The 14,596-nt window shown below is 42.9% G+C and carries 13 protein-coding genes; 2 read left to right on the plus strand and 11 right to left on the minus strand.

Features of this window, described 5'->3' with window-relative positions; genetic code table 11:
• Positions 1 to 7: 7 nt before the first annotated feature.
• The 4 genes from PCRYO_RS07040 to yghU all read right to left on the minus strand — a co-directional run bounded on the left by PCRYO_RS07040 (position 8) and on the right by yghU (position 6,227).
• Positions 8 to 1,252 carry a DUF819 domain-containing protein gene (locus tag PCRYO_RS07040; RefSeq protein ID WP_011513709.1) on the minus strand — a complete coding sequence of 415 codons (1,245 nt, stop codon included), beginning with the start codon at positions 1,250 to 1,252 and terminating at the stop codon, positions 8 to 10.
• 281 nt (positions 1,253 to 1,533) lie between these two features.
• Positions 1,534 to 3,192 (minus strand): DEAD/DEAH box helicase, encoded by a 1,659-nt coding sequence (locus tag PCRYO_RS07045; protein WP_011513710.1) that lies wholly within the window; start codon positions 3,190 to 3,192, stop codon positions 1,534 to 1,536.
• Between the two features lie 650 nt (positions 3,193 to 3,842).
• Complete coding sequence (locus tag PCRYO_RS07050; protein WP_226939343.1) at positions 3,843 to 4,922, minus strand: DUF1176 domain-containing protein; 1,080 nt, start codon at positions 4,920 to 4,922, stop codon at positions 3,843 to 3,845.
• A 462-nt stretch (positions 4,923 to 5,384) separates the two neighbouring features.
• Positions 5,385 to 6,227, minus strand: a complete 843-nt coding sequence (gene yghU, locus PCRYO_RS07055) for a glutathione-dependent disulfide-bond oxidoreductase (protein ID WP_011513712.1) — start codon at positions 6,225 to 6,227, stop codon at positions 5,385 to 5,387.
• 385 nt (positions 6,228 to 6,612) lie between these two features.
• Here yghU and PCRYO_RS07060 point away from each other — a divergent pair, with 385 nt between their 5' ends.
• Positions 6,613 to 7,989: a DHA2 family efflux MFS transporter permease subunit gene (locus PCRYO_RS07060; RefSeq protein WP_011513713.1), complete on the plus strand. Its 1,377-nt coding sequence runs from the start codon at positions 6,613 to 6,615 to the stop codon at positions 7,987 to 7,989.
• 138 nt (positions 7,990 to 8,127) lie between these two features.
• Here PCRYO_RS07060 and bfr (PCRYO_RS07065) read toward each other — a convergent pair whose 3' ends face one another.
• From bfr (PCRYO_RS07065) to PCRYO_RS07075, 3 genes are all read right to left on the minus strand, one after another.
• Entirely contained in the window at positions 8,128 to 8,601 is a 474-nt protein-coding gene (gene bfr / locus PCRYO_RS07065; RefSeq protein WP_011513714.1) for a bacterioferritin, read from the minus strand.
• Between the two features lie 62 nt (positions 8,602 to 8,663).
• A complete protein-coding gene (bfr, locus tag PCRYO_RS07070) occupies positions 8,664 to 9,152 on the minus strand; it encodes a bacterioferritin (protein WP_011513715.1) in 489 nt (162 codons plus the stop codon).
• A gap of 422 nt (positions 9,153 to 9,574) precedes the next feature.
• Complete coding sequence (locus PCRYO_RS07075) at positions 9,575 to 9,766, minus strand: (2Fe-2S)-binding protein (protein ID WP_011513716.1); 192 nt, start codon at positions 9,764 to 9,766, stop codon at positions 9,575 to 9,577.
• Positions 9,767 to 10,054: 288 nt separating this feature from the next.
• Between PCRYO_RS07075 and PCRYO_RS07080 the strand changes: the two genes are divergently transcribed.
• Positions 10,055 to 10,378 carry an ArsR/SmtB family transcription factor gene (locus tag PCRYO_RS07080; RefSeq protein ID WP_011513717.1) on the plus strand — a complete coding sequence of 108 codons (324 nt, stop codon included), beginning with the start codon at positions 10,055 to 10,057 and terminating at the stop codon, positions 10,376 to 10,378.
• Positions 10,379 to 10,493: 115 nt separating this feature from the next.
• Here the strand turns inward: PCRYO_RS07080 and PCRYO_RS07085 are convergent, their stop codons facing one another.
• From PCRYO_RS07085 to PCRYO_RS07100, 4 genes are all read right to left on the minus strand, one after another.
• Positions 10,494 to 11,216 (minus strand): sulfate/molybdate ABC transporter ATP-binding protein, encoded by a 723-nt coding sequence (locus PCRYO_RS07085; RefSeq protein WP_011513718.1) that lies wholly within the window; start codon positions 11,214 to 11,216, stop codon positions 10,494 to 10,496.
• 82 nt (positions 11,217 to 11,298) lie between these two features.
• Positions 11,299 to 12,231 (minus strand): sulfate ABC transporter permease subunit CysW, encoded by a 933-nt coding sequence (gene cysW / locus PCRYO_RS07090; RefSeq protein ID WP_011513719.1) that lies wholly within the window; start codon positions 12,229 to 12,231, stop codon positions 11,299 to 11,301.
• Positions 12,231 to 13,115: a sulfate ABC transporter permease subunit CysT gene (cysT, locus tag PCRYO_RS07095; protein WP_011513720.1), complete on the minus strand. Its 885-nt coding sequence runs from the start codon at positions 13,113 to 13,115 to the stop codon at positions 12,231 to 12,233. Before cysT ends, cysW begins: the two co-directional genes overlap by 1 nt.
• Positions 13,116 to 13,381: 266 nt before the next feature.
• Entirely contained in the window at positions 13,382 to 14,479 is a 1,098-nt protein-coding gene (locus PCRYO_RS07100) for a sulfate ABC transporter substrate-binding protein (protein WP_011513721.1), read from the minus strand.
• Positions 14,480 to 14,596: the final 117 nt, after the last annotated feature.

A 14,596-nucleotide genomic window follows, 5' to 3' on the forward strand; every position in this document is an offset into this window, starting at 1 on the left:
AATGCTATCACCCCACCACCAGTCGCATCATCTGCGTACTGATATAACCGCCAAAAGTGCCCACAGCATAACCTAAAATACCCAAAAACACGCCAACCGGTGCTAGTGACGGGTGAAATGCCGTCGCGACAATCGGTGCCGATGACGCGCCGCCGGTATTGGCGTTGGAGCCGACCGCCAAAAAGAAAAACGGCGCACGAATCATTCTAGCGACCGCAAAAATAATCACGACGTGAATGCTCATCCACAATAGACCAATGAGTAGCAAACGCCACTGCGAGACAATACCGGCAAGATTGATTTGCATACCGATAGCGGCAATCAAAACAAAGATAAATACCGTCCCGATTTTTGAGGCGCCAACATGATCAAGGCGGCGAATTTTGGTAAAGGAGAAAATCACCCCTATTAAGGTGATAATCACCACCATCCAAAAGAATGAGCTGGCAAAGCTATACTGTACCGCCCAACTGTAAGGGGCAAAGAAGCCTGCTATTTGACCGCCTACGAAATGCGCCACCCCAACCATGGCGAAACACAAGCCAAACATCACCATCAAATCATTTAAAGTGGCTGGGCGCGCATTGTCACGCTCATAGCTCTCAACGGCTTTGACAACCTTATCAATGCTACTGCTATCTGCCCGTAAAAACTTGTCAATCTTCTCACTGTGTTTTGCCATGACTAAGATGGCCAATAACCATAATGAAGCATTGGTGGTATCGACCAAAATCATCATCCCAAATAAATCATCACTGACGCCAAATAGCTCCTTCATCGCTGCTTGGTTAGCAGCTCCTCCTATCCAACTACCAGCAACCGCTGAAAAGCCGCGCCATAGCGTGTCATCGGTAAACATCTCAGGCGACACCCATTTAGCGATACCTAAGCTAATAGGACCACTAATGACAATAGCGATACTAGCAGCGAAGAACATCGCAATCGCTTTCCAGCCTAGACCCAATATCTTCGGTACATCCATCGACAAGGTCATTAAAAGCAAACTGGCTGGCAACAGATAGGTAGCAGTAAAACCATAAATCTGCGAGCCAATACCGTCAGCGAAGACACCTAGACTATTTAGCGTCGCAGGGATAAAACAGCACAGTACGATACCCGGTAGCACCGCATAAAACCGTTGCCAAAACTTACCAGGCAATGCTTGGGTATAAAATACCAAACCAATAATCGCCATAATGATGCCAAACGCTAATGGCAAGCTTTCAATAGCTAAATAAGAAATATCCGGCATCAACTGGCTCCACAGCACACGATGAATAAAAGTTTGTCAGTATAGACAAGGCAAAAAAAACGCGCAAGTAGCTATCGAGTACAAAGCTTAATTTTAAAAGCTTTGAATAAGCCAGAGTTTTTAAATAGCTGCATATACTTGGGTCATATCTCTACGTGGTGGTTAATATCAAACTATTGGACACAAAAAAGCCAGATAACAAGTATCCGGCTTTTTTTGCAATATCTTTAGACAATTAAGGCATGATTATCAAAAATCATTAATCGTTTAAAATAAGGCTATTACGAGTTGTTACCACGGTTGCCGCCAGTTGGACGACCTTGACCACGGCTGTCTGAACGACCAGCTGGGCGACCTTGGCTGCCACTTGGACGACCACGACCCGTTGCAGCACGCTCGCCACGTGGAACGCCAGTGCTATCGCCACGACTAGGAGCACCAGTACGCTTGCCTTGATACGGCTTGCCACCTGAACGCTCATTTGGTTTGCCAGATGCGTCACGTGGCTTACCTTGATAACCGCTGTCATTGCTTGCGCGTTGACCGGTTGGAGCGCTGTCACTTGAGCGACCACGAGCATTAGCAGGGTTACCTTGATAGCCACCACCCGCGCGACCACGACCTTGACCATTACCGCCGCCGTTTGAACGACCACGGCCGCGACCACGACCATTACCTTTGTTTTCGCTAGGTACATAAGTCTTCTTAGGCTCCATGCCTTCGATGATACATACTTCCATTTTGCGATCTAAATAACGATTGATAGCGTTTAGCTGTGGACGGTCATCCATGCTACATAAGCTGATAGCGATACCAGTACGACCAGCACGACCACAACGACCGATACGATGGACGTAATCTTCAGTTTGACGTGGAAGATCATAGTTGATTACGTGCGAAATTGCTGGGATGTCTAGACCACGAGCGGCAACGTCAGTCGCTACTAGGATTTTAACTTTACCATTACGCAAGTCTTGAACGATACGGTTACGCTTGCTTTGTGGCAAATCACCATGTAGGAAGCTGGCTTTATGACCCGCTTCTTGTAGCTGTTTGGCCAGTTTTTCAGTGCTACGTTTGGTAGCAGCAAAGATAATGATCTGTTCCATATCTTGCTGGCAAACGATTTTATCAAGCAAACGGTTTTTATGATCAAAATCATCACAGTAGTACACTTTTTCTTCGATGTGTGCAGATTCTACTTTGATTGAGACACGCTCAGGGTTCTTAGTGAAGCTGGCAGCAATTTTACCTACTGGGCCATCCCAAGTTGCAGAACACATGATAGTTTGACGATCAGTAGGAGCAGCACGCAAGATGTCACTGATGTCATCAGCAAAACCCATGTCTAGCATACGGTCAGCTTCATCAAGTACCAAGATTTCTAGGCTTGATAAGTCAACGCGACCAGCATTTATATGGTCAAGTAAACGACCTGGGGTCGCAACGATAACTTGAACGCCTTTTTTCAAAGCAGTGATCTGACCGTTGTATGGTGCGCCGCCAACTAATGGTACACAGAACAGGCCGCGCATATCTTTAGAATAAGTGCGTACGCTGTCATGTACTTGCTGAGCAAGTTCACGCGTTGGCGTTAGAATAAGTGCTTTGGTTAGTTTGTCAAAGCTAGTAGCGCGGCTCAAACGATCAAGTACTGGGATAACGAATGCTGCAGTTTTACCACTACCTGTTTGCGCTGACAATAATAAGTCACGACCTGCTAGAGCAAAAGGAATCGCTTGTGCTTGGATAGGCGTTGGGTTGGTATAACCACTGCGATCAAGTGCAGTTAGAATAGGCTTAGCGATGCCAAGATCAGTAAAAGTAACTTGATTTTCGTCAGAAGCGTCAGTAGAAGCTGCTTCATTAGTAGTTGTATTTTGAGTGGTGTCTTCGATAATGCCGTTTTCAGCAGCGATTGCAGATAAGATGTCAGTCATGAGTATCCTTGGTAAGTATAAGCTGCTGTAAATTCAGCAAACTTGATGCATACCACTGATAACCGTTCACCACGCTACCCATATAATCTGATTATCAAAATAATGATAATTACATGCCAAACCCATAAGGCTTGTCAAAATTATATAAAGGCGTTCGTGCTGTCTGACGTATTTTGGTGGTAGTGCCGAGTGTCTCATCTTTGTCTGCTAAAAACTCGATATCAATGCTTATTCCAAAGCAGATAAAGGTAAATAACAACCAATCTAGCCCCTACAAGGGTCCGTAGATAAGATATGAGTCAAAAATAATAGGATTATTTAAGTACACAAAATCATCGGCAACAATTACTTTCGGTCATCCTAGACCCAAAATCGCAGGCGATGTTATCAATCTCATAATTCACATTAGACTATGCTAACGTGGCGACGCAGTATAACACAACAAAATCGTAATCAGTAGCTGTTTTTACGATTATTGTAGAAAACAGCTATAACACAAGAGTTGATGAGCTATACATGACTAATAATATAGGTATTTTTGCATTAAATATTTTTATCGTGTGCGCCGCATTTACGCTAAAGAATATCGAATAAATGATCATTACCGCTTTAAAAGAAAAGCAAGCAATGAGGCATTGTAGACATTGATATTAACGGGATAGTTTCACATCAGTGACGTATAGGGGCATCTGCCAAGCACCGCCCGCTCCAATCATACGGCACAGACCAGTGCTACTCTCATGACTTTTCTCAAAATCCTTACCCGTCCATAACCATTCGGTTTTAGAGATACAGTCGCCAAGACCCCGACCTTTTTGTACAGAAGTGATCTGACCCTTGTCGTAATCGGTAGCGTTGTTTGTGATCAGCTTTGGCTCATATGGTTTGGTATCATTGATTACCCAGACACCCTTACCTGCATTATAAGCACCTGTCCAGCAATTATGCTGTACCAACAGCTGCTTGCTGTTTAGGCGATTGACGTTCCATGACGATTTGTCATATAGGCTTGGGCAGTCGCTACTGATATCTTTTATGGTGCCTTTCATCAGATCTGATAACTGAGATGAGCGCATGACGAATTTTTTCTTATTACCAGAGGTGGCTTTTGGATTGGGCATCACCATCCGTATCTCTGGTATTGACGTAGGCGATAAAACACTACTGTTAGATTTGCTGGCACCCTCTGTACGAACAAAAGCACTGGCTGTGCCCACTCGACCTTGTGCTTCATCCGCTTTTAGCATGACCGCACTCGCCCCTTTATCGGACAAGCGCCAACGCGTATTACGGATAACCAGCTCGATCTTGCTTGATTTGGTCAGTGCCTCTAACAGCGCTGTGACTTGCAGTGAAGTGAGCTCAGCATAACCAGCAGCACCTGAAAAAGGCTTGGCTTCGCCATAATCTCTATCATTAATAAATAAAGATATCCGGTGACGGTTACCCAATTGCATCAAGGCTTTGGCAGAATTTTCTCTTGCACCGCCAAGCTTGACCCGAGCATCAACCGTGGCATTGGCACCTGCACGGCGTATCAACAATAAAGACACTGGCAATTCGATATCATTGTCTGCTTGATAACCCGCCAGTCTGCAAGTACGTGTATTGTCACAGACCACTTGCCAATCTTGACTGGTAAAATCTATAGGCGTACCAGCACTAGCTGCGGCGCTGTATAACGCGGTACTGATAGCAGTAAGGAGGGGTAATAAAATTCTTTTTGACATGGTTTTTTTTATCTTTTTTGTTTTTTTAGACGGCGCTTTGATATGAGAGTTGTTTGAGTATTTAGGTTTGACAACATCACTCTGGCTACTAGGACCATTTGCACTCAATAAGAGGGTTGGTCTATTCCTAAGCATATCATTCTCCTTCATAATCATCATTCTTCAATAGAAGAGGTTTAAGCGCCTACCCTTTTTGGGTGGAGGCTGCTATCTTAACGTATCCATGTTTCTATCTGTTGTACTAATGTACCATTATGTAATTAACAAAGTATAGCTCAAATGCTTATATCTATATGTATATTTGGAATAATGAATATTTAAAATAGAAAAAGGTTAATAAGACAGGTGCTTATTAACCTTTTTGTTCGTCAACATACAGAATTATTTTATTTTTTACCTTTTATATCAAACATTTATGGATAAATAAATGAGCCACTTAGATGAATTATCGTGGCAATTGGCCTAAGCAATAGGCTCAAGGACTAAGTCCACCGCGCGTTTAACGGCTGGACGTTCAGCAATTTTTTTCGCCCAGCGCTGTAGATGTTGATACTCATCAACCTGTAAGAACTCAGCAGCATCGTATAATTTGCCAAGTGCCAATTGACCATACCATGCCCAAATAATCATATCGGCGATATTATAATCAGACTCCTCGTCTCCGCCCATATATGTATTGTCTTTTAAGTGGCGGTCAAGAACGTCAAGCTGGCGTTTAACTTCCATAGCATAGCGATTGATAGGATACTCCATTGGCTCTGGGGCATAGGCGTAAAAATGCCCAAAACCGCCACCTAAGAAAGGCGCACTGCCCATCTGCCACATTAGCCAAGACAAGCATTCTACCCGTGCCTTACCTTGCTGCATCGGAATGAATTTGCCAAATTTCTCCGCTAAGTACATTAATATAGCGCCAGACTCGAAGATAGCTAACGGCTCGCCAGCCTCGCTAGGACTATGGTCGACCAAAGCCGGTATCTTCGAGTTTGGGTTAATAGCGACGAAGCCCGAGCCAAACTGATCGCCTTTCGAGATATCGATCAGATAAGCATTGTATGCGGCTTCCTTGATATCAAGCTCAGCAAGCTCTTCTAATAAGATATTTATCTTAACACCATTAGGCGTATTCAATGAATATAGCTGTAATGGCGCATCGCCTACTGGCAGTGCCTTATCTTGTCGTGCACCAGCGGTTGGACTGTTGATACTTGCAAATTTGCCGCCGTTTTCTTTATCTTGTGTCCAAATTTTGGGCGGTGTATAGCTCTCTATCTGATCGTTCGTAGAATTGTTATCCTGACTCATAATGTGACCTATTTTTTGTTGTATTGATTGTCATATTTTAGAAATGGGGGTTTCTACTATATACCTCCCACTATAACGGGGACTGATCCTGCTATTAAAGTCCTGTCTTGTAATTTATATGGTAGAGATGTTTAAGTGAAATAGTATTAAGTATATAAGATGATGACAGACATTTTAAAAATTTATTAAGCCATTTCTTTTAGCTAAACCATTTCTTTTAGATAGCAACTATTTAGATCAGTCCTTTTGAATGGTTACTATGCTGCTCTTTAACTACTCGGCAGTTATTTTTATACTACGCATAATATAATGGCTTTGTTGAAAATTTACTGTCGATTAAGGTAAGTTTCAACGAGCCGCTGTTCTAAGATATGGTGAAAGCAAAATGGTAGCCCTGACTCCAACGCAAGATAAATACCTACCCTATGTACTGGCGGTAGCGTTATTTATGCAAATTTTAGACGCTACTATTTTAAACACGTCCCTACCACAGATGGCACAAGCATTGGGCGAATCGCCACTACAAATGCAATGGGCAGTCATCAGCTACGCGCTTACTCTGGCGATTTTTATTCCTATTAGCGGATTTTTAGCCGATAAATATGGCACACGCCGCGTGTTCTTGTCCGCCATTATCATATTCTGTATCGGCTCGCTATTATGTGCCGCTTCTCCGACACTAGACTTCTTAATAGGCTCACGTATTGTACAAGCTATCGGCGGCGCGATGATGACGCCGGTTGCACGCTTGATTTTGGTCAAGTCTTATCCGCGCAATAAGCTCTTAACGGTGATGAACTTTGCGGTAATCCCTGCTTTGGTTGCGCCATTGGTCGGACCAGTATTGGGTGGTTATATCGTACAGTACACCAGCTGGCACTGGATATTTTTAATCAACATACCCATGGGTGTTTTTGGTTTTATCATGGGCAAAAAACTGGTACCAGCATTGTTTGAGGACACCAAGCGTCTAGATTGGACAGGGTTTTTGTTGTTTGCCGCTGCCGCTTGTGGTTTTACCTTGGCGGTAGAATTTGGCGCACAAGTCGGGCGTGGGTTTTATGGGCTGATGCTTGGATTGCTGGCAAGTCTGTTGCTTGGTGCTTATATTTGGCACGCAAAACGTCGTACAGCTCCGCTATTTCCATTGAGTTTGTTTGATATCCGTACCTTTCGCATCGGTATCACGGGTAATTTGTTTACCCGATTTGGCATTAGCGCTGTGCCATTTTTGCTGCCGTTGCTTTTGCAGGTGGTGTTCGAGTACTCTCCCTCGCAAGCTGGCTGGCTACTTGCCCCTATCGCCGTAGGTGCTATCGGCATCAAGCCTTGGGTGAGTAAGATTATCCAGCGTTACAGCTATCGCACGGTATTAGTCTATAACACGACTTTTATGGGTATCTTGATTATCATCTTGGCGCAATTTAATGATGCGGCGCAGTGGATGTGGTTTATACCTATTTTAACTATCATGGGCGCATGTAACTCTATGCAGTTCAGTGCGATGAACACCATTACCATTGGCGACCTGCATGGTACTCAAACCAGTAGCGGCAATAGCCTGATGGCTGTCAACCAACAACTCGCCATCAGCTTTGGTATTGCCTTTGGCGCTGCGCTGCTCACTCTGCTACGTGAGCGCCTACAAATGGATACATTGACCGCCTTTCAAACCACCTATTGGATATTGGGTGTCTTTACCATTCTCTCAGGATTGCATTTTTTACGCTTAAAACCTGAGGATGGTCGTGGTTTATATTAAAAGTGAGTATTGAAAGGCTGTATTTGAAATATAAAAAGTAATATTTGATAAAAAATAGACCAAAAAAAGCCAGCCTATGCTTGGGTTATGAGCAAAAAATAGGCTGGCTTATTGTGATTCAACGAGAAATGCTAATATCTAATCATCATTCATCTGCGATTGGATATAGTTTTGAATACCGACATCTTTGATTAAGTCTTCTTGCGTCTCAAGCCAGTCTTGATACTCTTCATTACCGTCTTTTAGAGTAACCAATAGCTGACGTGATACATAATCTTGCTGCGTTTCACACAAAGTAATCGCATCGGTGATGATGCTAAACTTTTGCTTTTCTAAGCGCAAATTACAGTCAATCATTTCAGGCACATCTTCAGCGATAAACATCTTGCCATAATCTTGCAAATTGGGTAAACCACCTAGCAATAAAATCCGTGCAATCAAATCATCAGACCATTTCATCTCTGCGATAGACTGTTTATAGAAATTTTCGTTTAATGATTCTAAGCCCCAATGGCGAGCAATACGTGCATGTAAAAAATACTGGTTGATGGCTATCAACGACTGACCCAGCACTTTATTCAGTGCGCGGATAATGTCTTTATCCCCATTCATATTCTCTCTCCCTATCTATTGGATATTTGATTTAACTATATAGCGATTATTATCCGTTACTATCAAACAAGATTTGAAGAGACTTCAGCCATCTGACTTTGCAAATAATTTGGCAGACCAATCATATCAATCAAGCGTAGCTGCTGCTCAAGCCAATGGGCATGATCCTCTTCCGTGTCTTTGAGCTGCACGACCAACATCTCGCGTGTGACATAGTCATGCGCTTCTTCACACATTGCGATACCGTCTTTAAGATGTTTTTGTACCTGATATTCTAAATTTAAATCAAGCTGTAGCATCTCAGGTACAGTAGTACCAATATTAATCGCGTCGACGCTCATTTTAGGCGTGCCGCCTAACATCAAAATACGACGAATAATTGCCTGTGCATGTAAGGTCTCATCTTCCATCTCATGGCTGATACGATCATACAATTTACCGTAATGCCATTCTGCATACATCTCAGAGTGGATGAAATACTGATCACGAGCTGCAAGCTCGCCACCTAACAAAAAGTTTAAATAATCAATCACTTTAGGGTTGCCAATCATCACTTACACTCCTGTATGTATCATTGTTTGTTATATACATTCATAATTTTGCATATATATAAAGTGCCATTAGTCAACCAATCAGTAAAGATTAAAATCAACGAAGGCCCTTACATATTAAGAAGGATATAGTAGCATAGAGAGAGCTTAACGCTTGTAACGATATGAACTGAGAATCATAACCAACCACTATTTGTATTAGCGTATCAGCAACAGGTGCGATAGCAAACTCCCAATAGAAGTAGCTAGATTCAGTTTTGATGTGGAGTATCAGTGGAGTTATATGGACGCTTGCAACCTACTCTTTAGGTATAATGCTAAAATAGTAAATGCATAATAGTGAATATAATCCTGTTTTATCAAGGCTTATACACGATTAGGATGCACAAGCTCGAGCATAAAGCCTTATAATTATTTAGCGCTTAAACAGCATAAGCCAATACTTCGAGCTTAGCATGATGCTCCTCTAGATAATCATTTACCATAGGCTCACAGCAGCCGCAGCAGGTGGCGACATCTAACGTGTCTTTTAAGCCATCTAACGTATCGATACCAGAAGCGATAGCAGCTTTTATTTGCTTTTCTTTGACATCATTACAGATACAGACGTACATAAATGGGTTCCTACTGTGATTGACTAACGTGTTATTCGCTATAATAACGATAATTATTAGCATTTACAATAGTGTTTGGTGACTTTTTCAGTCAGGTTAATGACAGATTTATGGTTATGTTGATCCTAATCAATCTCTGTAACTGAATATAGTAATCCATGTAAACCGACGGTATCAAAGGTAGTAAAATGGCGACGAACTGTAAATTTGCTCATTTTTTAATCGATTTTAAGGATAACTGCTGTTATATTGTCCTCCTATTAACTAAATATACATTGGAATTGACCCATGTCTAATAATAATTCTATGATACAACCACTTGAGTTGTTTAAAGTATTATCTGACCCTACGCGCTTGAAGATTTTCCAAATCCTATATAATAAAGAATCACGCTGCGTCGGTGAGTTAGTAGAGATACTTGATCAACCACAGCCAACGATATCCCGCCATCTCAATCATTTAAAAAAACTGGGCATCCTAAATTGTGTTCGTGATGGAACTTGGATGTGGTACGAGGTCGCAAATGACTTGCCAGAATGGTGTCAAGACATCTTGGACACTACCTATAAGCAGATATCAATCAAAGAAAGAGCCATGCTAAAACTAGCCTAATGCTAATAGGCAGTGAAAATTTTGCTTAGATAACTTTGGCTTATATTAGCCGCATAAAAAAGACCTCATGATGAGGTCTTTTTTATGTGCTATCGCTAGCACTCTTGATTGAACTTTAAACCAAGTCTAAGAAATCACTGACAAAGGCATTGGCTGGATGATGAATCAGCGCCTCGGACGTCCCTACTTGCTCGACACGACCATGATTCATCACGACAATTTCATCAGATACTGCCCTTGCCTCTTCTTGGTCATGAGTCACCATGATGCTGGTGATACCAAGCTCATGATGTATGTCTTTTAGCCAAGTTCGCAGCTCTTTACGCACCTTGGCATCCAGCGCCCCAAATGGCTCATCTAATAGCAGTAGTTTTGGCTTAACTGCGAGTGCACGAGCCAGCGCAATACGCTGCCGCTGGCCGCCTGATAGCTGATGCGGGTAAGCGTTTGCCACTTGTGGCAGCTGTACCAAATCTAATAGCTCAGCCACGCGCTTATCAATATCCGCTTTACTGGGGCGCTCGTTTTTTGGTAGTAATGTCAGACCAAAGCCTACATTGTCAGCAACATTTTTATGTCGAAATAACGCATAGTGCTGAAACATAAAACCAATGTGGCGCTTTTGTACCGGTGTATTGGTGACGTCTAGCTCATCAAATAATATCTGCCCAGAGTCTGCATACTCAAGACCGGCAATGATACGCAGCAAAGTGGTTTTACCGCAGCCTGAAGGACCTAATAAAGTCGTCAATTTGCCGGTAGGTACTGTGATATTGATATCATCTAAGGCAGTGAAGTTACCAAATTTTTTATTAACGTTACGAATCTCGATGCTCATAATGGTGTCTCTTATTATTTCTTTTATCGTAGCAGATAGTTTCAATAGTATGGCGTATAGCAATAGTGGCTTCTATGAACCGTTATGATTTGCCTGCCGATTCTGTAACAGTATCATTAGCACTGACTGGCAGTTCAGGCGCACTTATCAAACGTTCAGACTTGGCAAATTTGTGATCTTGTAGTTTGGTCATGATTTGCTGAATAAGTAACGTGACCAAAGCAAGTGCGGCAAGTAAGCTCGATAAGGCAAAGGCGGCGGTAAAGTTATAGTCATTATAGGCAATCTCAACCAGTAGCGGCATAGTGTTGGTTTCTCCGCGGATATGGCCTGAGACCACACTCACCGCACCAAACTCCCCCATCGCCCGTGCATTGGTCAAAATCAAACCATATAGCAGCGCCCATTTGATATTGGGCAGTGTCACATGCCAAAACGTTTGCCAACCCGTCGCGCCTAACGTTAATGCTGCCTGCTCTTCGCTATCGCCCTGCGTTTGCATCAGCGGTATTAACTCACGCGCCACAAAAGGAAAGGTGACAAATAACGTTGCTAAAATAATACCGGGTACGGCATAAATTACCTGAAAACCCATGCTCTCAAGCCAGCCACCAATCGTAGAATTAAGTCCAAATAATAGAACAAACATTAAACCGGCTACAACGGGAGACACTGAGAATGGTAAATCAAGCAACGTCGTCACCAACTGCTTACCTTTAAAATGATAACGCGTTACTAGCCACGCAATGGCAATACCCATCACCATATTAATCGGTAAGACAATCGCAGCAGTAATCAAGGTTAGCCTAATCGCCTGCAAGGCTTCAGGATCAACGAGAGAGGCAATATATAATTCCCAGCCACCCTTAAAAGCTTCATAAAACACAGCTAGCAGCGGCACTACCAACATAATAACCATGAATAAAACCGCAATGATAATAAAGGTGCGGCGTACCCATGGCGTATCTTTGGTTGCTGGGTTGCTTTGGTAGTCGTAGCTATTAGAGATTTGCATTAGCGAGCTCCTACACGGCGCGACAGCTTCCACTGTACGATATTAATGGTCAATAAAATCACAAAGGAGATAAGCAGCATAAATAATGCAACGGCTGACGCGCCTTGAACATCAAACTGCTCAAGCTTACTGATAATGATTAATGGCAAAATCTCAGACTGCATTGGAATATTACCTGCGATAAAAATAACCGAGCCATACTCGCCGGTCGCACGGGCAAACATCATGCCAGCACCCATCAGTAACGCAGGCAACAGCTCTGGTAAAATTACCTTGCGAAATGTCGTCAAGCGATTGGCACCCAATACCGCAGACGCCTCTTCGAACTCAACCGATAACTCCGCAAGTACGGGCTGTACAGCACGAACAATAAAGGGAAAACTGACGACCACCAAAGCCAACCAAATACCAATCGGTGTAAATGCCACTTGAATATCAAACTTGGCAAACCATTGCCCGATAAGACCATTAGGTGCATACAAAGTCGCAAGAGAGATACCAGTAACCGCTGTCGGTAGTGCAAAGGGTAAATCCACTAGGGCATTAATCAAGGATTTGCCCCAAAATTCATAGCGTACGAGCACCCATGCGACCAGTGTGCCAAACACCATATTGGTTAGCATCGCCAAAAATGACATCCATAAGCTGAGTTTGATCGCTGCCGTGACTTGTGGTTGGCTAATAGTCTCCCAAAATCCCGTCCAGCCCATTTGTGTGGTGGTATAGGCCATCATGGCAAACGGCAGTACTACCAACAGTGACAAACTAAAGACAGTGATACCCATACTTAGCCCAAACCCTGGTAGCACATTGCGCTGACGCAAGCGTGTTAACCAGCCTTTTTTCGGCACGGGTTTGATGGTAGAAGGTGTTGTTGCACTCATAATAGTGTCCTATTGCCTAGCTGATGGTACTTATCGTAAGCACTCTATCGTATCGATATAAAGAGAAAAGTATGATAAACAGAGATGATGAATATGCTCATGGTATAAAGGACATAGCGTTGACGGCCATGTCCTTTATGAGATTGACATAATTTCATGATGTCGTGCGTTACTGATTAATAGTCAAATAATGCAGTCGCTGTACTCAAATAAATTCTTGAATAAGTAACGGCTTTTATCGTCGGTTACTCACAGTACTACCGTTGTTACTGAGGCGCATTAACCGCTAACTTATCAAACAAACCACCATCACTGAAATAGGTGCTCATGATCTCATCCCAAGTGCCAAAAGCGTCATTCGGACGGAAGGTGTCGATAGGTGGCAATTTATCACTGTTTTTATCAAGAACACTCTTCACACTTGGGCGCAAGTATAAGTCAGCTGCCAATTGCTGGGCTGCATCGCTCCATAAGAAATCAAGATAGGCTTTGGCGGCATCTGTGGTGCCTTTTTTATCAGTGACGGTTTTTACAATAGCAACTGGGCTTTCAGATTTTATTGAGTATTTTGGATAAACAATATCGACTTGACCGACGCCAAAATCTTTTGCCGCAAGGTTGGCTTCGTTCTCAAATGTTACCAAGACATCACCGATACCACGTTGTACAAACGTCGTAGTCGCCGCACGTCCGCCACTTTCATAGACTTTGACGTTTTTTAGCATGTCTTTGACGTATTTTTCTGCTTGTGCTTCATCTTTATTAAAAGCATGTAAACCATAACCATAAGCACCTAAGAAGGCATAGCGACCGTTACCCGTCACTTTTGGGTTTGCCATGACAATCTCAACACCCTCTTTGGTCAAATCTGCCCAATCATTGATGCCTTTTGGATTGTCTTTGCGCACTAAAAAGACGATGGTACTGGTAAAAGGTACGGCATTGTCTGGGAATTTGCTTTCCCAATCTGACTCAACCAAGCCTTTTTTCTCAAGCAGCTCAATATCAGAGCCTTGGTTCATGGTTGCGACATCGGCTTGTAAACCATTCGCGACCGACAGGGCTTGTTTACTCGAACCACCATGCGACTGCTTGATAAGAATATTGCTGTTTGGGTGCTCGCTTTTGTAATGATCAACAAATAATGGATTGTAGTCTTTATAAAAATCACGGGCGACATCGTAGGAGACGTTCAATATTTCGATGTCCTGCCCTTCTGTCGCTGCTGGCGTGCCCTCTGCATTGGCAGCTGGCTCAGTTTTTTCGTTGTTGCTACAGCCTGCAATACCTAAAGTGAGCGCCACACCGGCGATACTTAGGGCGCTAAGTGTCTTATTTTTATAACCTGCGGTATATGATGTCATGGCTGCCTCAAAAAATGTCTGATAAGTAATGTAAGTATGCTAACAGTGCTATCTTATTATGTTTAATGATGAATATGTGTATGTTATTGCCAAAATGGAATAAAGAAATGAGAAATA

This window comes from Psychrobacter cryohalolentis K5 (assembly GCF_000013905.1).
Lineage (GTDB): Bacteria > Pseudomonadota > Gammaproteobacteria > Pseudomonadales > Moraxellaceae > Psychrobacter > Psychrobacter cryohalolentis.

Excerpts from the sequence above, each read along its gene's own strand:
- PCRYO_RS07040 (WP_011513709.1), bottom strand. The coding sequence starts at position 1,252 with ATGCCGGATATTTCTTATTTAGCTATTGAAAGCTTGCCATTAGCGTTT.
- PCRYO_RS07045 (WP_011513710.1), bottom strand. The coding sequence starts at position 3,192 with ATGACTGACATCTTATCTGCAATCGCTGCTGAAAACGGCATTATCGAA.
- PCRYO_RS07050 (WP_226939343.1), bottom strand. The coding sequence starts at position 4,922 with ATGTCAAAAAGAATTTTATTACCCCTCCTTACTGCTATCAGTACCGCG.
- yghU (WP_011513712.1), bottom strand. The coding sequence starts at position 6,227 with ATGAGTCAGGATAACAATTCTACGAACGATCAGATAGAGAGCTATACA.
- PCRYO_RS07060 (WP_011513713.1), top strand. The coding sequence starts at position 6,613 with ATGGTAGCCCTGACTCCAACGCAAGATAAATACCTACCCTATGTACTG.
- bfr (WP_011513714.1), bottom strand. The coding sequence starts at position 8,601 with ATGAATGGGGATAAAGACATTATCCGCGCACTGAATAAAGTGCTGGGT.
- bfr (WP_011513715.1), bottom strand. The coding sequence starts at position 9,152 with ATGATTGGCAACCCTAAAGTGATTGATTATTTAAACTTTTTGTTAGGT.
- PCRYO_RS07075 (WP_011513716.1), bottom strand. The coding sequence starts at position 9,766 with ATGTACGTCTGTATCTGTAATGATGTCAAAGAAAAGCAAATAAAAGCT.
- PCRYO_RS07080 (WP_011513717.1), top strand. The coding sequence starts at position 10,055 with ATGTCTAATAATAATTCTATGATACAACCACTTGAGTTGTTTAAAGTA.
- PCRYO_RS07085 (WP_011513718.1), bottom strand. The coding sequence starts at position 11,216 with ATGAGCATCGAGATTCGTAACGTTAATAAAAAATTTGGTAACTTCACT.
- cysW (WP_011513719.1), bottom strand. The coding sequence starts at position 12,231 with ATGCAAATCTCTAATAGCTACGACTACCAAAGCAACCCAGCAACCAAA.
- cysT (WP_011513720.1), bottom strand. The coding sequence starts at position 13,115 with ATGAGTGCAACAACACCTTCTACCATCAAACCCGTGCCGAAAAAAGGC.
- PCRYO_RS07100 (WP_011513721.1), bottom strand. The coding sequence starts at position 14,479 with ATGACATCATATACCGCAGGTTATAAAAATAAGACACTTAGCGCCCTA.